23 protein-coding genes and 1 pseudogene are annotated in these 24699 nt (G+C 42.0%); 18 read left to right on the plus strand and 6 right to left on the minus strand.

Translation table 11 applies throughout. The features are described from left to right. Positions 1-54: 54 nt before the first annotated feature. The 3 genes from CSV77_RS14840 to CSV77_RS14850 all read left to right on the plus strand — a co-directional run bounded on the left by CSV77_RS14840 (position 55) and on the right by CSV77_RS14850 (position 2869). Positions 55-330 carry a DUF2564 family protein gene (locus CSV77_RS14840; protein ID WP_099674005.1) on the plus strand — a complete coding sequence of 92 codons (276 nt, stop codon included), beginning with the start codon at positions 55-57 and terminating at the stop codon, positions 328-330. Between the two features lie 97 nt (positions 331-427). Further along, complete coding sequence (locus tag CSV77_RS14845) at positions 428-1684, plus strand: erythromycin esterase family protein (protein WP_099674006.1); 1257 nt, start codon at positions 428-430, stop codon at positions 1682-1684. 129 nt (positions 1685-1813) lie between these two features. Then, complete coding sequence (locus tag CSV77_RS14850) at positions 1814-2869, plus strand: S-layer homology domain-containing protein (protein WP_099674007.1); 1056 nt, start codon at positions 1814-1816, stop codon at positions 2867-2869. Positions 2870-3039: 170 nt separating this feature from the next. Here CSV77_RS14850 and CSV77_RS14855 read toward each other — a convergent pair whose 3' ends face one another. From CSV77_RS14855 to CSV77_RS14865, 3 genes are read right to left on the minus strand one after another with little or no spacing between them, the layout of a single operon-like run. Continuing rightward, positions 3040-3933, minus strand: coding sequence for a glycine betaine ABC transporter substrate-binding protein (locus CSV77_RS14855; RefSeq protein WP_233212272.1), 894 nt, complete (start codon positions 3931-3933; stop codon positions 3040-3042). Continuing rightward, on the minus strand, positions 3933-4586 hold the full coding sequence (locus CSV77_RS14860; protein WP_099636967.1) for an ABC transporter permease: 654 nt from the start codon (positions 4584-4586) through the stop codon (positions 3933-3935). The genes CSV77_RS14855 and CSV77_RS14860 overlap by 1 nt, the downstream gene beginning before the upstream one ends. Further along, positions 4579-5715 (minus strand): betaine/proline/choline family ABC transporter ATP-binding protein, encoded by a 1137-nt coding sequence (locus CSV77_RS14865; protein WP_099674008.1) that lies wholly within the window; start codon positions 5713-5715, stop codon positions 4579-4581. Before CSV77_RS14865 ends, CSV77_RS14860 begins: the two co-directional genes overlap by 8 nt. Positions 5716-6075: 360 nt before the next feature. Here CSV77_RS14865 and CSV77_RS14870 point away from each other — a divergent pair, with 360 nt between their 5' ends. The 8 genes from CSV77_RS14870 to CSV77_RS14905 all read left to right on the plus strand — a co-directional run bounded on the left by CSV77_RS14870 (position 6076) and on the right by CSV77_RS14905 (position 13939). After that, positions 6076-6339, plus strand: a complete 264-nt coding sequence (locus CSV77_RS14870) for a hypothetical protein (RefSeq protein ID WP_099674009.1) — start codon at positions 6076-6078, stop codon at positions 6337-6339. A 195-nt stretch (positions 6340-6534) separates the two neighbouring features. After that, positions 6535-7455 carry a S66 peptidase family protein gene (locus CSV77_RS14875; RefSeq protein ID WP_099674010.1) on the plus strand — a complete coding sequence of 307 codons (921 nt, stop codon included), beginning with the start codon at positions 6535-6537 and terminating at the stop codon, positions 7453-7455. Between the two features lie 168 nt (positions 7456-7623). After that, positions 7624-7773 (plus strand): hypothetical protein, encoded by a 150-nt coding sequence (locus CSV77_RS17055; protein WP_099674011.1) that lies wholly within the window; start codon positions 7624-7626, stop codon positions 7771-7773. Between the two features lie 261 nt (positions 7774-8034). After that, the gene (locus tag CSV77_RS14885; protein ID WP_099674012.1) at positions 8035-8700 is read left to right on the plus strand and encodes a hypothetical protein; all 666 of its coding nucleotides are present in this window, start codon (positions 8035-8037) and stop codon (positions 8698-8700) included. Between the two features lie 307 nt (positions 8701-9007). Beyond that, complete coding sequence (locus CSV77_RS14890) at positions 9008-9649, plus strand: metal-dependent hydrolase (RefSeq protein ID WP_099674013.1); 642 nt, start codon at positions 9008-9010, stop codon at positions 9647-9649. A 138-nt stretch (positions 9650-9787) separates the two neighbouring features. Further along, entirely contained in the window at positions 9788-11389 is a 1602-nt protein-coding gene (gene dcuS / locus CSV77_RS14895) for a DcuS/MalK family sensor histidine kinase (RefSeq protein ID WP_099674014.1), read from the plus strand. Then, positions 11386-12102, plus strand: coding sequence for a response regulator (locus CSV77_RS14900; protein WP_099674015.1), 717 nt, complete (start codon positions 11386-11388; stop codon positions 12100-12102). Before dcuS ends, CSV77_RS14900 begins: the two co-directional genes overlap by 4 nt. A gap of 169 nt (positions 12103-12271) precedes the next feature. Further along, a complete protein-coding gene (locus CSV77_RS14905) occupies positions 12272-13939 on the plus strand; it encodes an SLC13 family permease (protein ID WP_099674016.1) in 1668 nt (555 codons plus the stop codon). A 175-nt stretch (positions 13940-14114) separates the two neighbouring features. Here the strand turns inward: CSV77_RS14905 and CSV77_RS17060 are convergent, their stop codons facing one another. Both CSV77_RS17060 and CSV77_RS14910 read right to left on the minus strand, forming a co-directional pair. Beyond that, positions 14115-14291 carry a hypothetical protein gene (locus tag CSV77_RS17060; RefSeq protein WP_199203766.1) on the minus strand — a complete coding sequence of 59 codons (177 nt, stop codon included), beginning with the start codon at positions 14289-14291 and terminating at the stop codon, positions 14115-14117. 27 nt (positions 14292-14318) lie between these two features. Further along, positions 14319-14885 (minus strand): methyltransferase family protein, encoded by a 567-nt coding sequence (locus CSV77_RS14910; protein ID WP_233212273.1) that lies wholly within the window; start codon positions 14883-14885, stop codon positions 14319-14321. A 260-nt stretch (positions 14886-15145) separates the two neighbouring features. Here CSV77_RS14910 and CSV77_RS14915 point away from each other — a divergent pair, with 260 nt between their 5' ends. The 7 genes from CSV77_RS14915 to CSV77_RS14945 all read left to right on the plus strand — a co-directional run bounded on the left by CSV77_RS14915 (position 15146) and on the right by CSV77_RS14945 (position 23475). Next, complete coding sequence (locus tag CSV77_RS14915) at positions 15146-15730, plus strand: TetR/AcrR family transcriptional regulator (protein ID WP_099674018.1); 585 nt, start codon at positions 15146-15148, stop codon at positions 15728-15730. 40 nt (positions 15731-15770) lie between these two features. Further along, positions 15771-16541 carry a 3-hydroxyacyl-CoA dehydrogenase gene (locus CSV77_RS14920; protein ID WP_099636980.1) on the plus strand — a complete coding sequence of 257 codons (771 nt, stop codon included), beginning with the start codon at positions 15771-15773 and terminating at the stop codon, positions 16539-16541. A 65-nt stretch (positions 16542-16606) separates the two neighbouring features. Beyond that, positions 16607-17758, plus strand: coding sequence for a thiolase family protein (locus tag CSV77_RS14925; protein WP_099674019.1), 1152 nt, complete (start codon positions 16607-16609; stop codon positions 17756-17758). A gap of 42 nt (positions 17759-17800) precedes the next feature. Further along, the gene (locus CSV77_RS14930; protein WP_099674020.1) at positions 17801-18925 is read left to right on the plus strand and encodes a CaiB/BaiF CoA transferase family protein; all 1125 of its coding nucleotides are present in this window, start codon (positions 17801-17803) and stop codon (positions 18923-18925) included. 72 nt (positions 18926-18997) lie between these two features. Beyond that, positions 18998-20542 carry a class I adenylate-forming enzyme family protein gene (locus CSV77_RS14935; RefSeq protein ID WP_099674021.1) on the plus strand — a complete coding sequence of 515 codons (1545 nt, stop codon included), beginning with the start codon at positions 18998-19000 and terminating at the stop codon, positions 20540-20542. 35 nt (positions 20543-20577) lie between these two features. Then, on the plus strand, positions 20578-21723 hold the full coding sequence (locus CSV77_RS14940) for an acyl-CoA dehydrogenase family protein (protein ID WP_099674022.1): 1146 nt from the start codon (positions 20578-20580) through the stop codon (positions 21721-21723). A 120-nt stretch (positions 21724-21843) separates the two neighbouring features. Continuing rightward, entirely contained in the window at positions 21844-23475 is a 1632-nt protein-coding gene (locus CSV77_RS14945; RefSeq protein ID WP_099674023.1) for an acetate--CoA ligase, read from the plus strand. 129 nt (positions 23476-23604) lie between these two features. Here the strand turns inward: CSV77_RS14945 and CSV77_RS14950 are convergent. Next, positions 23605-24588: pseudogene (locus CSV77_RS14950) on the minus strand (alcohol dehydrogenase catalytic domain-containing protein). Between the last annotated feature and the right edge of the window lie 111 nt (positions 24589-24699).

Genomic DNA, 24699 nt, shown 5'->3' on the forward strand with positions numbered 1-24699 from the left:
AAATTGCAATACTAAGCTCGTTATCATTGATTTTACATGTGGGAGGCGAAGGATATGACAAAGGATTCTGGCCCGAGTTGGAAAAAGGATCATCCGGGCACGTTTTTTGGTAATTCGGTAGAGAAAGCAGACCGTGCAGTGAAACAAGCGATGTCTCATCCAGAAGAGATGGCAATCGAGCATGCGTTTAATGCAATCGAGCGCGCTGAAAACGCGTTTAGGAATGCAGAGCAATTTAACAGTGAGTTAGATACGATTCAGCAACATAAGGGGCAGTTGGATTTGATCAAGCAGCAATTGAATGAAGCCCAAATGAAAAAAGGCGAGTAATCCATCATGGACCTAAGTCAACTTAGTACTTTAAAAGGCAGGTATCTGCGTGAGTAACATACGTGGATGTTTAAACTATCATGAAGGAGGTTAGTGCATGTCCAGAAAATTAGTAGCCTCTATTAAAGAGCAGGCGATTTCGCTGGATGACCCGTCTGCATTTGACCGGCTTCTGAAAGATATAGGAGATGCACAGATTGTGATGATTGGTGAGGCGACGCATGGAACTTCAGATTTCTATCGATTGCGCGCCGAATTCTCAAAACGTCTCATACAGGAAAAGGGTTTCGCTGCCATTGCTGTGGAAGGCGACTGGCCGTCTGTACAGAAAATAAACAGCTATGTCAAAGGATACAATGATGAGACATCCCTCAACGAGTTGCTGTCGCGTTCATTCAGCAGATGGCCGGCATGGATGTGGGCGAATGAAGAAATTGAAGCATTTGTCACGTGGCTGGCCAATGAAAACAGGCAACGTGGTTCAGACTCATCAGTCGGCATGTACGGCATCGACCTGTACAGCTTATACGATTCTATCGATGAAGTCATGAACTTCCTGGAAAGCCATCCATCCTACGGTGCCGATCTGGAACTTGCCAAAAAAGCATTCTCCTGTTTTGAACCGTATAATCGGATGCCCGAACACTATGCCTTGTCTTCTGCCCACTTCACTGATCAATGCATAACAGAGGTAACGAGCCTACTGGAATCCATCCGAACCAATGAAGAGCACTATCCCCGCGCGAATGAGCAAGACTTGAACCTGATAATGAACGCTCTGGTAGCGAAAAATGCAGAAGCCTATTACCGGGCAATGCTTCAAGATGATGCACTGTCATGGAATATTCGTGATACCCATATGGTTGAAGCAACTAAGGAAGTACACAATTATTACGGCAAAGACGCCAAAATTATTGTGTGGGAACATAACACCCATATCGGTGACGCATCGGCGACTTCGATGACAGACCATGGATTGACAAATGTCGGCCAGCTGATCCGGGAGCAGTATGGTAGGGACAGTACGTACGCGATTGGTTTCGGCACTTATGAAGGGACGGTCATTGCAGGAAGCAGTTGGGGAGAAACTCCGGAAGAAATGGTCATACCGCCTGCACGTTTTAACACATGGGAAGGCCAACTGCACGCAGCGGGCGCACATGACAAAATGCTGTTATTCAACGATGAGAATCGAAAGCAGTTTGACGAATGGATCGGTCACCGCGCTATCGGCGTGGTCTACCATCCCGAGTTCGAAGCCCAAGGCAACTTCGTCCCGTCCCGCATCAGCGAACGCTACGACGCCTTCCTATATATCGACCGCTCGACTGCGTTGAGGCCGTTAAGCTGGTAAAGAAGGTACCAGGTAAAGAAGGTACCAGGTCCTAACACAAATCGGAAACAATTCAGAATTGAACCGAAGTTGTGTCTGGACCTGGTACCTTTAGTAAAAAAATGGGTTGTGGTGTGTGTGGTTTTTCTCATGGCTGTAACAGGGACGATGCAGAATGTACAAGCTGCAAGTTTCAAAGACATGCATAAGAATACGTCGTCGCTGTATGTCGAAGTGAATTACTTGGCAGACCGCGGAATTATAAGCGGTTATCCGGACGGGAAATTTAAGCCAAATGAACCGATTGCAAAGAAGCATATTGCCGCAATGCTAGTTCAGGCACTGGATCTGCCGAGGACGAATTTGCGGGATCCTAACTATAAGGATGTACCAAAATCTCATCCCTATTATAATGAAATAGCGGCTGCGTATAATGCCGGACTGTTCTCAAATGCAGTCAATTTCAAACCGGAATCCAGTATTTCTCGCGCATTTATGGCAAGGTTGATGAGTAAAGCATTTAATTTGAAGGTGCATAAACAGGGAGAAGAAAGTCCACGGTACAGCGATGTCCCTCCCCATTCTGAGTTTCACATAGATATTTTGAGAGTGTCGTCGAACAATATCGCCACTGGATATCCTAACGGGACATTCAAACCGAATCAGCTCATTACACGTTCTCATTTTTCAGCATTTCTCGCGCGTGCCCTTACAACGAGAGCGATGAATATTATGCCGGATCCGAATTATACGTATTACTACACAGACGGATCTAGCAACTATCGCTATGAATATGACAGAAAAGAAGAGAACGGCATGGCTTATTGGCGTATACACAACGAGACGAAACATGAAAAGATTCCTCGTTTAGGCTATATGCAAAACTCTTGGTCCTACGCAGAAGCTTACGACGACTGGTTCCACTACGATCAATATATTCCGTCTCCTTTTGTTGTCACTCAGATCCACAGTGCAAACGATATCGGACCAGTCAACTACGGGAATATTTGGATTACAGAAACGAATGCAGTGAAAACAGTTCGTAAAATAGAGTACCGTGACGTGCTAGTAATGGAGAATTATATGCCATGGGACAATAAAACAGTGTTCGAATACTACGCGAAAGATATTGGACTAATTCAACGTGTGGACAGTTCGGGGAATGAGCTATATGGATTGGTGAAACGTGTGAAAAAAACTAAGTAATTATACGAGGTCCCGGAACAATTCCTGATCGTGTCGGGACCTTTTGCTGGTACCAGGTCCCGACACAACTCGGAAACTATTCTGAATTGAACTAAAATTGTGTGTGTACCTGGCACCACCAACAAAAAACAGCGCACCCTCATCGACACAAGAGGGTGCGCTGTTTCCATTCACTTTTCTTCAATTAACCCACTATCCACCAAGAATTCCTTGGCGACGAGTTCAACCATCATGCCGTCATTGTCGACTTTTCCGTTCATGACTTGCATGGCTTCTTCATCAATTTTACCTTCGAGAAGGCCGAGTACTTCTTCAAGTTCGGGGTATTCTTTGAGCGTTTCATCTCGTACTAACGGCAGTGCATGGTAGGGTGGGAAGTACGATTTATCATCTTCCAATACACGTAGATTCGCAATGGCCAGCTGTCCATCCGTCGTGTAGGAGTTAATGACATCTACTTCATTTGCACCAATCGCACGATACATCATGCCGTGATCCATTCCTTTGACATCTTTAAACGCAATGTCATATTCCGTTTGGAAACCAGGTAATCCATCCGGGCGGTCAATGAATTCGAACACGGCGCCCAATGTAAAGTCCTTCGATACTTTAGCGAAATCACTAAACGTCACAAGTCCTAACTCTTCAGCTTTCGCCTCATCCAGTGCCAGTGTATACGTATTATTGAATCCGAACGTACCGAGTGCAGTGATGTTGTCACCGGCGACAAGTCGTTTGGTCGCTGCTAATGTTTCTTCAGCTGTCCCAGGTTCTTCGTGATAATATGTCACCACAATGGTCCCCGTATAGTCAGGGATGACATCGATATGGTCATTTGTCATGGCGTTCCAGACGACAGACGAGCCGCCCAAGTTTTCTTTGTAAAGAATATCTAGACCTAACCGATCCTCAATTAACTGTCCCATTATATTAGACAAAATAATGCTTTCCGTATTATTTCGAGAACCGAGTCTAAGTGAATCTTTTTCATTGAATATACAGCCTGACATGATGCTGGCAACTAAGGTTGTGATAAGCAATAGTGTAAGTTTGTTTTTCAACATTATTTCAATCCTTCCGGCGTCGTCCAACGTTCAACGGCGCTAAAGAACGTTTCAAGGGCAATTGCAAGGATCGCCGCTGGAATGGCTCCAAGTAAAATCAATCCGTCTATTCCACGTGTAATTCCGAGGAAAATGAAATCTCCGAGTCCACCTGCTCCGATGAATGCAGCGAGAGTCGCGTTACCAACGTTAATCACCGCAGCTGTTCGAATTCCAGCCATAATAATAGGGACTGCAAGAGGCAATTCAACTTTAAACAAAATTTGCCTGCTCGTCATACCCATACCTCTCGCGGCTTCGATTGTGGCGGGATCCACGTCTTTAATCCCTGTGTATGTGTTTCGCATAATAGGCAGTAACGAGTAAAGGAATAACGCAGCAATTGCGGTTTTCACGCCAATTCCGAAAATGGGAATCATAAAACCAAGTACAGCTAAACTAGGGATGGTTTGCATAATACCTGCCGCACCAAGTACCCCAGTTTTAAGTCTAGGTACGCGTGTAATGAGAATTCCGAGCGTTACAGCAATGAGCACTGCGAGGATCATCGAGAAAAATACGAGTTGAATATGGACGGATGTTGCTTCGAGCACTTCCGGCCATCGCAATTTAGTTTGTTCCACAAGTTGTTGCCATATATTTAAATTATTCATGTAGATCGTCCCCCTTATCTGTCCATTGACTAGACATCGCGGAGAGTAAGGAGCCGCGGTTGACGAGTCCTACAAGTATATGATGTTCATCGACAATGGGAATCATGCCAAACGGTGAAGTGTCCATCATGATAATTGCATCCTTTGCCGTCGCCGTATCCACTAAAAAAGGTACTGCGGGTTTCATCACTTCATCAATGGTTTGGATGCCGTCCACATTTTTAATCAAATCATAAGCAGAAACAATACCCAGTAGCTTCTTATGATCATCTACAACGAGAAGATCCGTTATTTTTCGTTGACGTATAAGTGAAATGGCTCGTTCTGGAGAAATGCTAGAACGGGTCGTGACAACCTTCTCTGCCATGATCTCAGTAACAGGCATCAGTTCAGGATTTTGGATAATTCGATGCTTACCCATAAACTCTTCTACAAAGCCGTGTGCGGGTTCGTGTAGTAATTTCTCTGGAGTGTCTAACTGAAGTAAATTACCGTCTTTCATAATGGCAATACGGTCGCCCATTTTTAACGCTTCATCCATGTCGTGTGTAACAAAGACAATGGTCTTCTTTAACTTTTTGTGTAGCTTAATTAATTCTTCTTGCAACTGTTCACGTGTAATGGGATCCAGCGCACTGAACGGTTCATCCATTAAAATAATATCTGGATTTGCTGCAAGCGCTCTCGCAATTCCGACACGTTGTTGTTGTCCACCTGATAATTCTTTCGGATAACGTGTAGCATAAATTTCCGGATCCAGTCCGACTAATTCAAGTAGTTCTTGTACACGTGTTTTAATTTCTTTTTCATCCCAATTTTTTAGTTGCGGTACAATAGAAATGTTTTTTTCAATCGTATAGTGAGGAAAAAGACCGATTTGCTGAATGACATAACCAATATTTCTGCGGAGTTCAGCGGCGTTGTAAGATTTGATATCTTTGCCGTTGATAGAAATTTTTCCACTTGTGTGTGGAATAATCCGGTTAATCATTTTCATTGTAGTCGACTTACCTGATCCACTAGGTCCTATCAGAACAAGTAATTCGCCTTCAGCAATCTCGAAGTTGACAGATTTCACAGCTTGAAATCCACCATCGTACATTTTTGAAACATTTTCAAACTTCAGCATAAGTACCTCCTGTATGTAATGAAAGAAAAATCTTATTTTTAAACGATTCCAAAATTGATAGTTAAGCACTGACCGGTGCCTCTTAACGAATTCAGAAAATCGCTCACCAAATTACCTTAACATATTAGTAAAGTATGTTCAAGAAGGAATGAATTTATAGGGTACCAGGTCCCCACACAACTCAAAAACTATTCTGAATTGAACTGAAGTTGTGTGCGTACCTGGTACATTTTGTTTGCCGTTTGTCCTTCAATTTTGATTTCGCTAGTAAATACGTATAAAATATACTTCTGTACTCTTATAAATTACTGGAGAAGTACGGGTGTACATACTGAATAAATGTTTACGTGGAGGGTTTTTATGAAATATAGAATCAGTAACAAGCAAGTATTCGAGCAAGCACAGTTGCGATCGGTGTTAGATGTACCGTTCACTGAAGAAGAACTGCAAGATGGTATGAGGTTAGCGGTGGCTAAGGAAGACCCTACGTTGGCGCTGTATTTGGTAGAGGTAGACGGTCAGAGGAAATTTGAAGTTCGTTGGGATGATTCACACGAGCTTTTCACCGGCTGGTATTCGGCTTGGGAAAATTTCACATGGTGTTTAGATATCGCAAGTAACTGATTACACAGATACGTGTGTGCAAAACTATCCATATGCTCTAAATAAAAGACTCCGCAGTTTTATGCAAACTGGCGGAGTTTTTGTGTTTCAGTACCGTTCGTACCAGTTGTGAGTCCCCAAAAAAGCTCCACAAACATATGCTATTACAAAAGAAAAAGTTTGTGCTACTTATAAGGGGAGAGGAGCTAGTAGTTCATGGCTACAAAACCGCAACAACTAAAAAGAGGCGATACGATAGGCATTGTTACGCTTGGAAGTCCGCTCGCGGCCACTCGCATTACGGAAGGGATCCGGATGTTGCAAAGTATGGGATATAAAGTCGTGGTGGGTGATCATGTGTATTCCGCTAATGGGTTTCTTGCAGCGACTCCTCGGCAAAGGGCTTCGGATTTAATGAAGATGTTTAAAAATCCGGAAGTGAAATGGATTTTACCTACCCGCGGTGGTGTTGGAGTGGCAGGTATCTTACCATTCCTGGATTTTAACGTCATTAAACAAAACCCGAAAATTGTTTCGGGATACAGCGACATCACGGTTTTATTAAATGTCTTGTTTGAATATGCCGACCTCATCAGTTTTCAAAGTTTGTTATTGTTAGACTTCAATCCAGGAACACCTCCGTATAATTTCAACCAATTCTTTACAGCGACATCAAATGTCAGGGCACCTTGGCAAATTATGAATCCACCTGGAGTTCCACTGATTGGATTAGTTCCAGGAAACGTTACAGGACCGCTTGTGGGCGGGAATCTCACGTCGTTCGTAGGTACGTTAGGCACCTCCTATGAAATCAATACGGAAGGCAGAATTCTTCTTTTGGAAGAAACACATGAACCGATCAATACGGTGTATCGCTATGTAAACCACTTGGCGATGGCAGGGAAGTTTGATGATTGTGCAGGAATTATTATGGGACAATGTACGAACTGTGAGTCGGCCTACGGGAAGAGTTACGTAGATTTGATCAATGAATTTTTAGTTCCACTTGGCAAACCTTTATTGACGAACTTGGCCAGCGCACATAGCTACTATAAAGCGACGATTCCTATTGGGGCGAGTGTTCAAATGGATACGGTGAATCGAACGTTAACGGTGATGGAGCCAGTAGTAAAGTAGGTGCCAAGACCATATTTTTTCATTTATATACAATCATGATTTTTTAGTTATATACGTAAGATTTAGGGTATACTAATAAAGCAAGAAGGTCTACTTTGATAAATTAAAGTATCGTATAGGTATTGAATAGATGATCTTTAAAGACGACAAGAATAGTAGGTGAATAAGATGGGGAAGTATCAATTGGATAGCAAAGGTAAGGCGGCTGTGGCAAAGTATCATGAGAAGAACAAGCCAGCGCAATTTGATAAAAAGAAGCAACTTGAAAAAATCCGTACAGCGTATTTGGAAAAAAAGCAAAAACAAGCAGATGAATAAGATACATTAGGTGTTAGCATGGCTCGAGAACTATGTTGAAATGTACTAACACCTAGCACGTAATTTTCATATTCATACATGGAAAACTCTTAGCATTCATTGCTTGGAGTTTTTTGTATCCAGCCAACATAATCATTGGACAAATGTGTTAGTAATGAAACGATTTAATATCGTAAACCTGTAATTGTTGTTATGATGTGTTTATATTCTGCAGGAAAAGATAGTTGCCGTCAGAAAATACTTAATAAGGTGTGAATTCCATTGAATCTTTTAAATGTTAGAAAAGGCCAATTTGTTTATTACCAAAACAAGCTACATCAAGTCTACTCAGTGAAAGCTTTTTTTAAGCAGTCGGTTCACTTAGTCCGATTAGAAGATTTTGAACAACAGCTGGCAACTGCTAGAGAAATTAATTTGTATAAACCAAAACATATGGACAGTTTTGTAGTGAATCATAAACGCTATACATTGCATAAAGATGAGAAGGCTAAAGTAGGCGATTATATTTTAATCATCAATCCACAGCCCGATTCATTAGATTATCACTATCTACACGCGATTGAAATGGTGTCTTCTATTGAACGAAACGGCGTTATCAGTAATAAATCCAATGGAATTAAACATAATGAGTATTGGGTGATGATCCCCGGGCTACAAAAGGGCGCGAATATTATTGATCTGGAAATTCCAGATGTCAATTATATAACTGAACAAGGAAACCAACAGTTGGAAATCCAGACACCTGAAGCGCATATACCTAAAATAGGCGATATATACCAATGTCACGACAGTGTTCCACCTCTACAGGCAATGGTTATCGCTATACAAGGCGATACGCTTTATTTAGGCGGAGACGTTGAAGTGAAAATGGATGAATTAATGGATACGGATTCTTGGAGTTTGGTTCACAGCATACCGAGTCTGTAGTCTAGAGCGCGACAGAAAAACAAATGAAGGTATCTAATCCTCACACGAATCATCGACAGTTCTGAATGGAGCTATTAGTAGTATCGGGTTGTATTTCTTCTAATTGAATTTGAAACGACTGGGCTTGTTTCCAGTCGTTTTTTTCGTCGGGAGACTTGCTGTAACATAACTCAGTTAACAAGTGCTACGTTATGTCTGCTACCACAGAATATTTCCCATTTAAGCTATCAATCGTTATACTAGGAAAGCCGGAACGAATATACGTTCTGAATTCGACCGTACACTATACAGCTAGAGAGGTTTACATATGAAAGGCACTTCACATTTAGTTATCGGCACAGCTGTCGGCGCCATTGCGGGATACGCTGTGCAGCCGGATATCCGGACTGCTTTGATAGGCGCGGCGGTTGGCGGAATATCTGGAGTAGTTCCGGATCTCGACACGAACGGGCTCGCGAGCAACAGTATCACACTTAGTAAGAAAGTAAGCAAATGGCTCATGGAGACTGCTGGCATCGTCATTTTGCTGACTCTCATTTATCAGGTATTTACAGAAGGACTGAGTCAAGAAATTTATGTGTATGGAGGGATCGGACTTCTGTTACTCATCGTGTCGCGTCTCATCACACAGCGCCGAATGCTCACCATTACCGGTATTCTTGTCATGCTTCTCGGTTTTGTCCTTGACCAGTCGCTAGGCATTTTACTCGCTGGCGGCTATATACTCATTGCCTCGTTCTTACCGCATAGATCCTATACGCATTCTATACTTGGCATTGTTTTCTATGCGTATATATTGAAGCATTTGTATGCGCAGTGGCCGATTGACGGCTTACTCGCTGCAGGGCTTGCCGGTTATATTAGCCATCTACTTGCCGATATGAAGATTCTTCCTGTTAACCGGCGTGGAGTTAAATGGTTTTTGCCTTTGTGGAATCGGGAATTTTGAGGTACCAGGTCCCGACACAACTTGAGAACAATTCAGAATAGTTTTATTGATTACTTAAGAGAAGCGCTACACACGCTTCTCTTTTTGCTATATGATGACTATAGTTGAACGTAATTTGAATAATACATAGGTGAAAAAATGAAAAAACAAAATAAAAAACCCATTAGTATGCAAGTATGGTTGACGGCTTTGGTGTGTTTGGTTGTTCTAGTTTCTCTTTCATTAGCCGGTTATTTAATTGGTAGCAATGCAGCCGATCAAGCTAGGAAATCTCAATCGGAAAAAGCGATGAATATTGCCATTACTATCAGTCATGCACAGTCGGTGATTGATGGCTTGACAGGAAAAGGACCAATTGAAGATATCCAGGCGTTCACTAAATCTGTACAAAACGACACACAAGTTGAATATATCGTAGTAATGAATAATGAACGTATCCGCCAATCCCATCCAGTAACTGAGCGCATCGGCCAATATTTTGTAGGCGGTGACGAAGACAAGGCATTTAAGGGGGAGCAGTACACGTCCATGGCTACAGGAACATTGGGTAAGTCAATGAGAGCGTTTGTACCGATCACGTCTGAAGGTCAAATTATTGGTGTGGTTGCTGTTGGTATTATGATGGATAATGTTCGTACTAGTGTTTTAGCCAGTATTAATGCGAGCTTTATCGGGATTGGCTTTGGTTTACTGATTGGCTTATTTGGTGCCGTTTTATTGGCAAGAAAAGTGAAGCGTACTTTATTTGGACTTGAACCGAGGGAAATCGCTCAACAACTTCGCGAAAGGGAGTCGATGCTTGAAGCGGTCAGCGATGGTATTGTTGCCATTAATGACAAGGCAGAAATTGTCTTAGCGAATCAAGCGGCAATCACGCTTTTTCGGAATGCAGGAATTGAAGGGAATCCTGTTGGAAAGCTTATTCAGTCCTTTGTTCCTTCGCTACCGCTTCAGCAGATGCTCGAGTATAAAAAACCACAGTATGACCAAGAGTTTAAATTAAATGGACTGGATGTCGTGGTTACCCAAGTCCCTGTCATTTCTAACCATCATGTAGTCGGAGCACTTGCTATATTTCGCGATAAATCCGAATTGACCTCGCTAGTGGAACAGCTATCTGGGGCTAGAGTATACGCTGAAACGCTGAGGTACCAGACGCATGAGTTTATGAATAAACTGCATATTATCATGGCGATGGTTCACACGAAATCTTATGATGAGTTAAAAGAGTATATCGCCTATATTTCAGATGCTTATCAAACGGAGGCAGGCATCGTTTCAAGACTCGTCAAAGATCCCGTCATTGCGGGCTATTTAATGGGGAAGTTAAGCGAATTACGAGACTCTGGGATAAAAATTACGTTAAATGGGGATCATCCGCTACCTCCTTTAAAAAAGGTTGAGCATATGGATAAGATCATCACGATACTTGGAAACTTACTAGACAATGCTTGTGATGCAGTGAGTGATCGTATCGATGGGGAGTTACAATTGACACTTAATTATGAAGAGTCTCGATTAGAATTCAGCGTACACGATAATGGACCTGGAATCCTTGTAGAGAATATCGAAGAAGTATTTGAACAGGGAATGTCTTCAAAAGGTGAAGGCCGCGGTTATGGACTGTACCTGGCTAAAATCGCATTGGATGAATTGGGTGGTATTTGGTCTGTATCTTCTACGAAAGGTAAAGGGACGCAATTTAGTGTAAGTGTTCCATACAAAGGTGAAGCATTATGATTCAAGTATTAATCATTGAAGATGATCCGATGGTAGCGAAATTCAACGGAATATACCTAGAGAGTATTCCAGGTTTCTCAGTTGCCGGTTTTGCAAAAAATGTAGCAGAAGCCCGGAAATTTCTTGAGTTGTCGAAAGTAGATCTCATTTTACTCGATGTCTATATGAAAGGACCGACCGGACTTGATCTGTTAAAGGAGCTTCGAAAAGAGGGCGACTCGCTAGATGTTATTCTAATCACAGCTGCCAATGACAAAGAGTCTGTGCAACAAGCGCTTCGATATGGGGCTGTTGATTACCTTATAAAGCCATTTACTTTTGAACGCTTTCAAAATGCTTTATTGCAATTTAAAAAGCAACTTCATTTGATGAATCAGCATGAAAACATCAGCCAGGATGAAATTGATCATTTACTTTATACGGCGGATAGAAAAACTAGTAACATATTGGAATTGCCAAAAGGTCTGACGAAAACGACATTCACACGTATTGCGGAACAGATTATTGAAAGGCAAGGAACTATATTTTCCACAGCAGAACTTGCAGAAGACGTTGGAGTGTCAAGTGTATCCACACGAAAGTACTTACATTATCTCGTTGACCGTGAACTAATCGATAGCGATATAGTGTATCAGTCAACAGGGCGTCCGTTAACAAATTACCAACTGTTGCCTGAAAAAGTAGATATCCTTCAGTCGTTGCTAAATAAGTGATATACAGGTTGTACGAATAAGCTTCCAGGCAGTTTGACGACAGAAATTCGCAACTGCTTGAGTTGCTTATTTTAGTTACAAAAGTATTTGTTTGATTACATAATATATAAAATCTGAATAGTCCCTCTTATAGTTAAACAAATAAGAAAGCGTTTTCGGAGGGATGACAATGAAGGATATCGCATCAAATACCTGGCAGAAATTATGGCGTTCACATGACCAGGCAAAAGATTTACTTAATTTCTTTTCTTATAAGAAAAAACTAACGGAAGCAAATCATCGTGTAACTACAGAAGGGGAACAGATTTCACCTCAACCCCCTAATCAGAACGCGGATAAAAGTTCGTCCTATTCTACCGTCCAATTGGTAGGTCTAATTCTAGGTCCGCTATTATTTATCATCATGATGTTCTTTTTATCTCCTGAAGGGATGAATCCGGAAGCCAAATCGGTACTGGCTGTAACGTTGTGGGTAGCGACATGGTGGATTACGGAAGCGATTCCCATCCCGGTCACATCATTGCTTCCTATTTTTCTATTACCAGTGACAGGAGCTATGGAAGCCGATGTGGTTACATCTTCTTACGGCAACGATATTATTTACTTATTTTTAGGCGGGTTTTTCATTGCTACAGCAATGGAGAAATGGAACTTGCATAAACGGCTGGCATTGGCCATTATCGCTTTCATCGGTACAGGGACTCAAAGAATCTTGCTCGGCTTCATGACGGCTACAGCATTCCTGTCTATGTGGGTTTCAAATACAGCTGCGGTTATGATGATGATTCCTATGGGATTGGCGATTACAGCCCAGGTAGCGGCTGCGTTAAAAGGCACTCCGGAAGAAAAGGAATTGCCGAAGTTTGAAAAGGCACTTATTTTCGGAATTGGTTATGCAGGAACGATTGGTGGACTCGGTACGCTTATAGGGACACCGCCCAACATTATTCTAGCGGCACAAGTTAAAGAATTATTTGATGTCGAGATTTCTTTTGCGGGCTGGATGCTCGTCGCAGTACCGATTGTCATAGTGCTGTTGTTTTCTACGTGGATTTATCTTGGGCGCTTTGCGTTTAAGATGAATATCAAAGGTCTTCCTGGTGGAAAAGAAGTGATCACCGAAGAACGAAAAGCATTAGGAAAAACATCATTCGAAGAAAAAGCGGTGAGTGCAGTCTTCGCTTTTGCAGCATTTATGTGGATCACCCGTGAATTTCTTTGGATGAACATTCTGCCAGGTTTAAAAGACGGCATGATTGCGGTAGTGGCAGCGGCATTGCTGTTTGCTATTCCTACTTCCAAGAAAATTGGCAAACGCATTCTAGCATGGGAAGATTCAAAAGAAATTCCATGGGGAGTTTTGCTATTATTTGGAGGAGGACTTGCCATTGCAGCAGGTTTTCGAGAAACGGGACTTTCTGAATGGATTGGTTCGCAATTGACAGCTTTGGAAGGATTCCATATGTTTGCTATAATTGCTGCCTCTTCTTTACTCGTACTAGCATTGACGGAGTTCACATCGAATACGGCAACAGCAACCATGATTCTTCCTGTATTGGCAGCGCTTGCACTATCTATGCATATTCACCCATTTGCTTTGATGGTACCCGCTGCAATGGCTGCAAACTGTGCTTTCATGTTACCGGTCGGCACACCTCCTAACGCTATCATTTTCGGAACGAATAAGCTCCGCTTGGGAGAAATGGTACGAGTCGGATTTATCATTAATGTGTTTGTACTCATTCTGATTGTATTGGCTGCCTACTTCCTATTACCTCTATTTTGGGGAATTGATTTGCAAGTAGTGCCGGAAGAGTTTTATGTGAATTTTAAGTAAGCGAGAATTTGGGTACCAGGTCCACACATTTCTTGAATCATTCAGGATTGTGACACGACCAAATACTTAAAACTATCTCTACGGCAGATTTTTGATAGGCACTAGATTCTTGACAATGCTAAATTGTTTGAGGATCTGGTGCTTTTTTTATGGGTACCAAATCATTTATTTCCTATTATTTCCCATTATTTCTCTTGTTGAATTTTGTGGAAAACGCAGTCATCAATACTATAAAAACAAGTACTAAACTCCATAAAAAGAAACCCCAATGCTGTGTCAGTAAAGACAAGGCCAAGAAGAAAGCAATTGCGACAAATGAAATATATACCGTACGTTTTTGATAGTTATTCATATTCCACACTCCTTTTCTTGGTACCAGTTATATGTATCGACGAACATTTTGGCAATACTTTGTATACGCTTCTCCATAGATTTTTACTAACGATTGTTCTTCGAGTCGTACTTGTCGATTAAATAACCAAAAACCTAAGATCAAATACACTAATACGATCCAATTGGGATAAATGAGGAACTCACCCAATAAGACCATCCCAAAAGCAGTATATATTGGATTTCGACTGATGGAAAAAGCGCCAGTCGTAATCAAAGAACCTGGATTTTCTTCATCAATGCCTACTCTAAAGCTTTTTCCAAATGAAATTAAGCTATAAACGAATAGCAAAAGCCCGCCAAAGCATAAGACCACGCCTATCCAGCCGATGAATTCATTGGTAAATAGCTTTGTACCTAGCGTTGGTAAATGGAAGACGTTTGAAATGATTACATAGAATAAGAGCAACGCAAAGGGTGGTATGATGAAATCTTTTTTATCCATTTCGCCAAATTTAAATACGTTAATACCAAATTTTTTTAATTGAATTGACCTAATGATCACCAATATGATTAATAGGGTAATCGTTATAACAGCAATGTATCCTTGCATCATGCCCACCTCTTTCATTCACTTTTTTCTATCCTACTCCATTAATAAATCGTGTCTCATTCCACCATTTGAATGTTCTGCTTCCTTCATTACTTAATGAGGTACCAGGTCCCGATACAACTTGGAAACAATTCAGAATTGCATCGGAACCTAGCACCCACAGGAAAATACTCTACCGTTAAAATTTGACTTGACATTCAAAGTCTGAAGATTCATACTAAGTACATGAATAGAAGCTTGCGAATGAAGGAAGTGAGAACGTCATGTCATTACGAGAGAAGAAAGTTGAAAAGAAAAAGGAAGAGATCCGAGAATCCGCAATGAATGTAATTGCGGAGAAGGGATATCATGCCACTACGATGGAAGATATTGCAGCGAAGTTACTCATGACAAAGGGTTCTGTTTACTATTATTTTAAAGATAAAGAATCACTTGTGTATGAAAGTCATAAAATACTTCTGGAAAAAAGTATGGAGCAACTCCAAAATGTGTTGGCGGAAGAACTCTCATCTGTGGCCAAGCTGCGGAAGGCTATGATCGTCCACATGGAATATGTCATTACAGAAAGAACGGATTTCTTACTAGGTGCTAAACCTGATCAAGTGTTTGAAGGGGCGTATTTACAAGAAATCTTACACCTTAGAAATCAATACAGTGATTGTATGGATCAACTGATTCAACAAGGCATTCAGGACGGAAGTTTTGTACAAGTAGATATTAAGATTGTGAATTATATTATTCTAGGCGCCATGAACAATGCGGTAATTTGGTATTCTCCAAAAGGTAGTAAAAGTATACAAGAGTTGGCTAATTCCATTGCGGATTATTTATTAAAAATCCTATTGTAGGACTATATATTATTTTGATAAGAAAGGGAGCGGAGCAATTATGAAAATGAATCACGTATCAGCAGTTATTACAGGAGGCGCTTCAGGACTCGGAGAAGCTACGGCAAGAGAGATTATAGCAGCGGGAGGACGGGTAACGATTTTGGATTTGCAAGTAGATCGTGGGAATGAATTGGTAAAGGAGCTTGGAGATTCTGCATCATTCGTCAAGACGGATGTTACGAGCACGGAAAGTGTTCAGATAGCTTTAGATCATGCGGTGAGCACTTTTGGCAAAATCAATACAGTTGTTAATTGTGCGGGCATTGGTGTGGCGGAAAAAACATATAGCGGCAGAAAAGGTGCGCATGACCTGGAAAACTTCAGCAAGGTCATTCAGATCAATCTGATCGGGACGTTTAATACGATTCGTCTCGCTGTCGAGCATATGACGAAAAATGAACCGAATGATAAAGGCGAAAAAGGCATCATTGTGAATACGGCATCTGTTGCGGCGTTTGACGGACAGATTGGTCAAGTGGCGTATGCCGCATCAAAAGGCGGTATCGTTAGTATGACGTTGCCGATTGCGAGAGATTTGGCTTCTGAAGGCATTCGCGTGATGACCATCGCACCGGGCTTGTTTGAAACTCCGATGTTTGCTTCATTGCCAGAGAAGGCTAAGGAATCTCTCGGCGCGATGGTGCCTTTCCCTTCGCGGCTCGGCTACCCTGAGGAATACGCGCAATTGGTTACAAGCATCTGCGAAAATACGATGCTGAACGGGGAAGTCATACGTCTGGATGGAGCAGTCCGTATGCAGCCTAAATAAAGGCTGGAAATAACTATCGAGTAAATGTAAGGGCTTACAAATGAAAATAAGAAAGAAGGGTTTATATGAGAGAAGCTGTAATTGTGGAATGGGTCAGAACACCGGTAGGAAAACGGAATGGTGTATTGAGTGCGATACGGGCGGAAGATTTAGCAGCCAAGCCGCTGGCGGAAGTTATCAAACGAGCGGGAATTGATGCGGGGCTAGTAGAGGATGTCATCTTCGGATGCGTATCGCAAGTAGGGGAACAATCCTTTGACATCGCGAGAGTCGCAGCTTTGCAGGCAGGATATCCGATCGAAGTACCGGGGACGACCGTGGATAGACAATGTGGATCTAGCCAGCAAGCCCTGCATTTTGCAGCGCAGGCTATTATTAGTGGAGATATGGACGTTGTCGTTGCAGGAGGTGTCGAGAGCATGTCGCGGGTGCCGATGGGGAGCAGCCGACTAGACGTGATGTTTAGTGGAGAACTCACATCGAAATATGAAATGGTCCACCAAGGTGAGTCAGCGGAAAGAATTGCGGATCAATGGGAAATATCAAGAGAGGAAATGGATCGCTACGCGCTAGAAAGCAATGAGAAGGCGGTAACTGCTAGAGAGGAAGGTAGGTTTGAAAAAGAAATCATGCCGATTGAGGTAACACTTCCTGACGGTACGAACATGACAGTGAAGGATGATGAAGGGCCGAGGGAAGATACCACGATGGAGAAGTTGAGTATGTTGAAAACTCCTTTTAGGGAAAATGGCGATGTGACGGCTGGAAACTCCAGTCAAATCAGTGACGGGGCAAATGCCATTTTGCTAATGTCACGTGAAAAGGCTGAAGAACTTGGTTTGAAGCCACGGTTTAAAGTGCTTACCCGCGTAGTGGTTGGTTCCGATCCGACTCTCATGCTGACAGGGCCCATACCAGCGACACAAAAAGCGTTGGAGAAAGCAGGACTAACCCTTGATGATATAGATATTTTTGAAGTCAATGAAGCATTTTCGGTTGTGACGATTGCTTGGTTGAAAGAAACAGGTGCAAATCCGAAGAAGTTGAATCCTAACGGTGGGGCCATTGCTCTTGGTCACCCACTCGGAGCAAGTGGCGGACGCTTGATGATTACGATGATGAGTGAACTGGAAAGAACAGGCGGCCGTTACGGACTGCAGACGATGTGTGAAGGTCATGGCATGGCGAATGCGACGATTTTGGAACGATTAGATTAATTGCTGATCATGAATGAAGACACGTGAAGAGGAGAGATTTCAATGCCATTAGATTCTATTCGGGTACTGGATTTATCCCGCTTGTTACCGGGTCCTTACTGTTCGATGCTTCTTGCAGATTTTGGTGCAGAGGTGATCAAAATTGAAGAACATAGTACCGGTGACTATGCGCGGGCGGAATCGCCTAAGGTAGGGGAAGATAGTGCATTTTTCCATTCGTTGAACCGCGGCAAAAAGAGCATTTGTCTAAATTTAAAAGATGTGGAAGACAAGCAACGGTTTAAGCAGCTGGTGAAAGACTCGGATGTTGTGATTGAATCATTTCGGCCGGGCGTTATGAAGCGGCTTGGTTTGGATTATGAAATTTTAAACGAAATCAATCCAGGGCTTGTCTACTGTGCGATTACAGGTTACGGACAAGACGGTCCATACGCTAGCTTGCCCGGTCATGATCTAAATTACATTGGTTATACGGGACTACTGGATATGATGGGTGAACGACACGGTGCGCCGCAAATCCCTGCTACGCAAATTGCAGATATTGGAGGGGGTGCTTACCCGGCGGCAATGGGGATTATGCTTGCATTGTTTGAAAGACAGAAAACGGGAAAAGGGCAAATGGTCGATATTTCGATGATGGATGGCGTGCTTTCTTGGATGCCAACAGTCTTTCCTAGTTTTCTGGCAACAGGACAACAGCCGCAAAGAGGTGAATTAGATTTAAGTGGCAAGCGTGCTTCTTATGCTGTGTACAAAACGAAAGACCATAAATGGTTGGCTGTTGGCGCATTTGAATTAAAGTTTTGGAGTGAGTTTTGCAGAGTCATTGGAAAAGAAGATTTTGTAGCGAAAATGCATGATCCGGTAGACGTTCAATTGCAGATGAAGGAAGAAATTCAAGAGATTTTATTGCACAAGACGAGCGCGCAATGGATGGAAATATTCGATCAGGTGGCGGCCTGTGTAACTCCTGTGCTGTCATACGATGAAGTACTAGATGACCCACATGTAAAAGCTCGTGGGATGATTCAAGAAGTAAAAGATCCAGAAATTGGACTAGTCAAGCACATCGCAACGTCTATTAAGTTGTCGAGGACACCGGCCAAAATTCATAGTCGAGCTCCTATGTTAGGTGAGCATACAGTCGCGGTACTTAAAGAATATTGAAGGGGATGTATTGTGTCAGGAAAATAGAAACTGTCTGTACAAGAGTTTAGTGAGAGAAAGGGGATAACAAGAATGGATATCGGCCTATCACTTTCCCGTAACGCACGTAGAATACCTGAGAAAACAGCAATTATTTATGAGGATCGAACATTTACGTATCGTGAGCTTAATCAAGAGGTGAATAAACTATCACACGGACTGATTCAACATGGTGTGAAAAAAGGTGACAAAGTAGCACTCATGATGAAAAACTCAGATACCTTTATTATCGTCTACTATGCCATTTTGAAAGCAGGAGCCATTACGGTTCCGGTAAATTTCCGCTTAACAGCTACTGAAGTGTCGTATATTTTGGATGATAGTGATGCGAATGTCGTGCTGTTTGACGAAGAGTATGCTTCGTTGATTGATCAAGCAACAGCGGAAAATAGCAAGATCGTCGTAAAAGTCACAACGGGTGCTTCCGCTATAAGCGGCCAAGTCACTTACGAAGATTTGCTACAAGATAATACGGATGATCCCGATATTTCTGTCGATGAAGCAGATGATGCAGAAATCTTATATACATCGGGGACTACTGGCTATCCGAAAGGCGCGTTATTTGATCATCACCGCGTACTTCACGTAGCTTTTAACACCGCCTTAATCCTCAAAATACATCCCGAAGACGTATTGTTCCATGCGGCACCGTTGTTTCATTCCGCACAATTAAATTTATTTCTGGTGCCAGGAATTTATTTAGGTTGCACGCAAGTCGTACATCAAAACTTCGAACCTCAAAAAGTCTTACAGGCTATCGATCAATATAAAATCAGCTTGTTCTTTGGTGTACCGACGATGTACAATTTCTTGTTGCAAGTTCCAGACAAACAGCAATATGATCTTTCTTCTGTTACGCGATGCGGATATGGCGCAGCACCGATGCCTGTCGCGTTGTTAGAGCAAATTATGAAACTCTTCCGTACAGATCAGTTTTACAATATGTGTGGTCAGACAGAAGGGGGACCAGGTGGCGGAGCTTTTCTCATGCCAGCAGATCATAAAGATAAAATCGGCACTGGAGGAAAAGCTTCGCTGAATACGGAAATTCGCGTTGTGGATGATCATGGAGAAGATATTTCTCCCGGTGAAGTGGGTGAATTTATTATTCAAAGCGAGATGGTCATGAAGGGCTATTATAATAAGCCGGAGGAAACTGCGAAAGCTATACGAAACGGTTGGCTCTATACCGGGGATTTGGCGACAATTGACGAAGATGGTTTCGTTACATTAGTAGACAGAAAGAAAGATATGATCGTTTCTGGAGGAGAGAATGTCTACTCAACAGAAGTAGAACAAGCGCTGTACAGGCATCCTCAGCTATTAGATGCGACAGTAGTCGGCTTGCCGGATCCGGTTTGGGGAGAGAAAGTAGTTGCGATTATTGTAGCGAAGAAAGATGAGAAGCTCGACTACGCAGAATTGAAAGCTTTCTGCAAAGAATATCTAGCGGATTATAAAGTACCAGTCGAATTTATTGAAGAACAAGAAATACCTAGAAATGCGTCAGGGAAAGTCTTGAAATATCGCATTCGTGAAGCACTGGTCTCCAATAGACCTGTTAATCCTCACGTATAAAAACAGAAGATTTGTTAATAAGGAGTGATGGATGCATGAAGAGACCATTTATGACGGAAGAACATGAACAGCTCAGAAAATCGGTGCAGAAGTTTTTACAGAAAGAAGCCGTTCCTTATATAGAGGAATGGGAGAAAGAAAAGCAAGTACCTAGGTCTTTTTGGAGAAAAGCTGCGGCACAAGGATTGATTGCACCTTCAGTTGAAGAAAAGTATGGCGGTTTAGGCGCTGATTTCGGCTATGCTGTAGTTATTAGTGAAGAGTTTGAAAAAGTGGCAAGCGGAATCGGCGGAATTGGACTTCATAATGATATCGTTATTCCTTATATACAATCCTTTGGTTCGGACGAACAGAAAGAACGTTGGCTCACGAAAGCCGTGACAGGAGAGATGATCAGTGCAATTGCTATGACGGAACCAGGCACAGGTTCCGACCTCGCAGCAGTTCGGACAACTGCAGTGAAAAAGGGAGACCGTTATATTATTAATGGGGAAAAGACCTTCATAACAAATGGCTTTTCTGCCGATCTTGTTATTGTCGTCTGTAAAACAGATCCTACTGCATCGCCTGCTCATAAAGGCATTAGCTTGATCATAGTGGAAGAAGGAATGCCCGGGTTTACAAAAGGGAAAAAACTGAATAAAGTAGGGCAGCATGCGAATGATACAAGTGAATTGATTTTTGAAGATGTATCGGTTCCTGCGGAAAATCTTCTTGGAGGGGAAGGCAAAGGATTCTACTATTTGATGGAGAAATTGCAACAAGAACGCTTGATGTGCTCCATTCAAAGTTTAGCTTCCGTGCAACAAATGATTGATATCACTTTGGCGTATGTCAAAGAGCGACAGGCATTCGGTAAGAGGATCGGCGACTTCCAAAATACGCAATTTAAAATAGCGGAGATGCAAACGAAGGCAACCATTGGCCAAACATTTGTTGACCGATTAATTACAGAGCATATGCAAGGACAACATGTCGTGGATGAAGTATCGATGGCTAAATGGTGGACGAGTGATTTGGCGCAAGAAGTGGCGATACAATGTATGCAATTTCATGGCGGCTACGGGTATATGGAAGAATACGAGATCGCCAGAAGGTACCGGGATGTAGCGGTCGGCTCGATTTATGCTGGGACCAATGAAATTATGAAAGTGATTATTGCGAAGAATATGGGGCTTTGAATGAAGGAGAGTGGCATTTTCAATTATATGACTAACTGTTTCATATTAATAATATTCAATCGTTTCCTGAAATTTAATCAAAACGAATAATAACTGGCTACCTAATGGGAGAGATAAGCGATGAATTATGAAGAGATGATGCATATGTTTTCATGGGAAGATGCAGAGACGCAGTATGAAGGTGATCCAAATGGCGTGATGAATATTGCGAATGAAATATGCGATCGCTGGGCAAAAGATCCTAAAAGGGTAGCAATTTATTGGGAAGATGAACTGGGGAATAAAGAAACATGGACGTATTGTCAATTGAAAGAGAAATCCGATAAAATGGCTAACGCGCTTCAGTCAATGGGGGTCACAAGAGGTGATCGTGTAGCAGGGTTGCTCGGAAAAGATATGGAATTGCTTGTAACGATTTTAGCAACTTTTAAAGTAGGTGCTATTTTTGTTCCACTATTCACAGCCTTCGGTCCAGATGCCCTCGTCTATCGGTTGAAAGATGCAGGTGTGCGTTTACTTCTGACAAACAGTGAACAGTCAACTAAACTGGAAGGTAAAGAACTATCAATTGATTTACTCCTCACTGATGGTCAAACAAACGACGGCAAAAGTTTCTGGGAATTTGTAAACTCTTTTTCCAGTGAATTCACAATGGAACGAACGTTGGGAAATTCCCCTGCAATCATTCAATATACTTCAGGAACGACTGGCATGCCAAAAGGGGCTATTACAAAACATAAAGTGGTATACAGTCTTCATCCATACTGGAAATTCGCTTTGAATTTGGAAGAAGAAGATGTGTTTTACGGTGGGGCTGATTTGGGTTGGGCGTACGGATTAATCGCTTCAACTATAGGTCCGTTAAGTCAGGGAGCTAAAATTGTTTTCTACAAAGGTCCGTTTGATCCTAAAAAGATATATAAGCTTTTAAGTGAATATCAAGTGACTAGTTTTGCTTATGCACCGACAGCATTCCGCATGATGATGGCATTGGGGTCAGAAATAATTAAAAAATATGATCTCAAAATAAAGAAAATAAGTAGTGCAGGAGAACCTTTGAATACTGAAGTAGTGAGGTTTTTTGAAAAAAATTTAGGGAGACCAATCTATGACCATTATGGCGCAACAGAAATGGGCATGATTGTGAACAACTACCATATTTCGACCATGAAAGTAAAACCAGGGTCAATGGGTCTTCCGCTACCTGGCTATACTATTGGCTTGATTGATGAATATGGAGACCCCGTAACTAAAGGAGAAGTAGGTCAAATTGCTGTAGACACATCAGATGGTAATACAGCGTTTGGAGGTTATTGGAACGCGGATGAAAAATTAGCTGAAAAGATGCGTGGTAGTTGGTTTTTATCCGGAGATCTTGCTTCAGAGGATATAGATGGATACCTTTGGTTTCAAGGTCGTGCAGACGATGTTATCTCAAGCGCTGGTTACCGAATAGGGCCCACTGAAGTTGAATCCTGTCTAATGGAGCATCCTGCGGTTTTGGAGACGGCGGCAATTGGCAAGCCAGATGTAACGAAAGGCGAAACTGTTAAAGCGTTTATTGTCCTCAATAAACGCTTCGCATCTACTGACGAACTTAAAGAAGAACTCATCTCCTTTGTGAAAGAGAAGTTATCCAAACATCAATATCCAAAGGAAATCGAGTTTGTAGATGAATTACCCAAAACTCAAAGTGGAAAAATACAGCGTTATTTACTGAAAGAGCAGGAGAGGAAGAAACATTCTCTGTAAAACAGTAGATAATGCTAGTAATGAACATCATACTTTCATTGTGCAGTATATAATTCACTAGTGTTGTGAGAATAGCATTTCATAGTTCGCACAAAAAACGCGATGAGCAAACCATCGCGTTTTTATGTTTTACGGTTGGATAAGTACTTTAATACAACCGTCTTCTTTCTTATCAAAAATGGAATAAGCGTCTGCTGCGTCTTCTAATTTTACTTTGTGTGTAATAATATCTGTCGGATCAAATTCTTTTGCTTCAATTTTTTTAAATAGTTCTGGCATTAAGTGAATGACAGGGGCTTGTCCCATTTTCAAGGAATTGTTCCGAATTGGTTATCCCCATTTGATCCAAATGTTTCACCTGGTTGCACCGTACCATCCATACCTACGCAATCAATGACGACGTCTGCGCCGCCTTTCGTTTCTTCATGCAATAATTTACCGATATCGTCATGATCTTTGAAATTATAGGTTTCTACTTTATTAGTCCTTTCCGCATGCTTCAAACGATAATCCACATGGTCTACTGAAATAACTCGTTTTGCACCTTGCATCCAGGCAAATTTTTGCGCCATTAATCCAATAGGGCCGGAGCCTAAAATAATTGCGGTATCGCCTTTTTTCAATCTACTGTGAAGGACACTCCAATAAGCTGTGGGAATGACATCAGACAGTAAGGCGAGATGCTCGTCATCTAGCTCACTGTCTTCTGGAACCTTAAATGAGGTGAAGTCTGCGTATGGAACACGTAAATATTCGGCTTGGCCCCCTGGGAAGTTTCCATTTGGCTCTGCAAATCCGAATAGTCCACCAACTTCTCTATGTGGATTGGATTCATCACACTGACTTTCCATTTCGTGTTGGCAGAAGAAACATTCTACCGCACCCTATATTAAACGTAATGACGACCCGGTCGCCTTTCTTCAATGTTTTCACTTCCGAACCTACCTCTTCGACAATTCCCATTGGCTCATGGCCTACTACATAATCTTGCTCAGGCACAATTCCGCCATAGTATAAATGCAAATCTGATCCACAAATATCACTCGTCGTAATGCGTACGATTACATCACTAGTTTCTTGGATACTTGGAGCTTTGACTTCTTTAGTGACGATGGACTTCTTTCCTTGAAATGTTACTGCTTAATACCATCACATCCTCTTTGCGTTGTGCTTATTTGTAACCGTCTGCTTTCTATCTAAACTAAGAAAATAGGATATGATTAT

The organism is Sporosarcina sp. P16b (genome assembly GCF_002743065.1).
GTDB lineage: Bacteria > Bacillota > Bacilli > Bacillales_A > Planococcaceae > Sporosarcina.

Excerpts from the sequence above, each read along its gene's own strand:
- CSV77_RS14840 (WP_099674005.1), top strand. The coding sequence starts at position 55 with ATGACAAAGGATTCTGGCCCGAGTTGGAAAAAGGATCATCCGGGCACG.
- CSV77_RS14845 (WP_099674006.1), top strand. The coding sequence starts at position 428 with ATGTCCAGAAAATTAGTAGCCTCTATTAAAGAGCAGGCGATTTCGCTG.
- CSV77_RS14850 (WP_099674007.1), top strand. The coding sequence starts at position 1,814 with ATGGCTGTAACAGGGACGATGCAGAATGTACAAGCTGCAAGTTTCAAA.
- CSV77_RS14855 (WP_233212272.1), bottom strand. The coding sequence starts at position 3,933 with ATGTTGAAAAACAAACTTACACTATTGCTTATCACAACCTTAGTTGCC.
- CSV77_RS14860 (WP_099636967.1), bottom strand. The coding sequence starts at position 4,586 with ATGAATAATTTAAATATATGGCAACAACTTGTGGAACAAACTAAATTG.
- CSV77_RS14865 (WP_099674008.1), bottom strand. The coding sequence starts at position 5,715 with ATGCTGAAGTTTGAAAATGTTTCAAAAATGTACGATGGTGGATTTCAA.
- CSV77_RS14870 (WP_099674009.1), top strand. The coding sequence starts at position 6,076 with ATGAAATATAGAATCAGTAACAAGCAAGTATTCGAGCAAGCACAGTTG.
- CSV77_RS14875 (WP_099674010.1), top strand. The coding sequence starts at position 6,535 with ATGGCTACAAAACCGCAACAACTAAAAAGAGGCGATACGATAGGCATT.
- CSV77_RS17055 (WP_099674011.1), top strand. The coding sequence starts at position 7,624 with ATGGGGAAGTATCAATTGGATAGCAAAGGTAAGGCGGCTGTGGCAAAG.
- CSV77_RS14890 (WP_099674013.1), top strand. The coding sequence starts at position 9,008 with ATGAAAGGCACTTCACATTTAGTTATCGGCACAGCTGTCGGCGCCATT.
- dcuS (WP_099674014.1), top strand. The coding sequence starts at position 9,788 with ATGAAAAAACAAAATAAAAAACCCATTAGTATGCAAGTATGGTTGACG.
- CSV77_RS14900 (WP_099674015.1), top strand. The coding sequence starts at position 11,386 with ATGATTCAAGTATTAATCATTGAAGATGATCCGATGGTAGCGAAATTC.
- CSV77_RS14905 (WP_099674016.1), top strand. The coding sequence starts at position 12,272 with ATGAAGGATATCGCATCAAATACCTGGCAGAAATTATGGCGTTCACAT.
- CSV77_RS17060 (WP_199203766.1), bottom strand. The coding sequence starts at position 14,291 with ATGAATAACTATCAAAAACGTACGGTATATATTTCATTTGTCGCAATT.
- CSV77_RS14910 (WP_233212273.1), bottom strand. The coding sequence starts at position 14,885 with ATGATGCAAGGATACATTGCTGTTATAACGATTACCCTATTAATCATA.
- CSV77_RS14915 (WP_099674018.1), top strand. The coding sequence starts at position 15,146 with ATGTCATTACGAGAGAAGAAAGTTGAAAAGAAAAAGGAAGAGATCCGA.
- CSV77_RS14920 (WP_099636980.1), top strand. The coding sequence starts at position 15,771 with ATGAAAATGAATCACGTATCAGCAGTTATTACAGGAGGCGCTTCAGGA.
- CSV77_RS14925 (WP_099674019.1), top strand. The coding sequence starts at position 16,607 with ATGAGAGAAGCTGTAATTGTGGAATGGGTCAGAACACCGGTAGGAAAA.
- CSV77_RS14930 (WP_099674020.1), top strand. The coding sequence starts at position 17,801 with ATGCCATTAGATTCTATTCGGGTACTGGATTTATCCCGCTTGTTACCG.
- CSV77_RS14935 (WP_099674021.1), top strand. The coding sequence starts at position 18,998 with ATGGATATCGGCCTATCACTTTCCCGTAACGCACGTAGAATACCTGAG.
- CSV77_RS14940 (WP_099674022.1), top strand. The coding sequence starts at position 20,578 with ATGAAGAGACCATTTATGACGGAAGAACATGAACAGCTCAGAAAATCG.
- CSV77_RS14945 (WP_099674023.1), top strand. The coding sequence starts at position 21,844 with ATGAATTATGAAGAGATGATGCATATGTTTTCATGGGAAGATGCAGAG.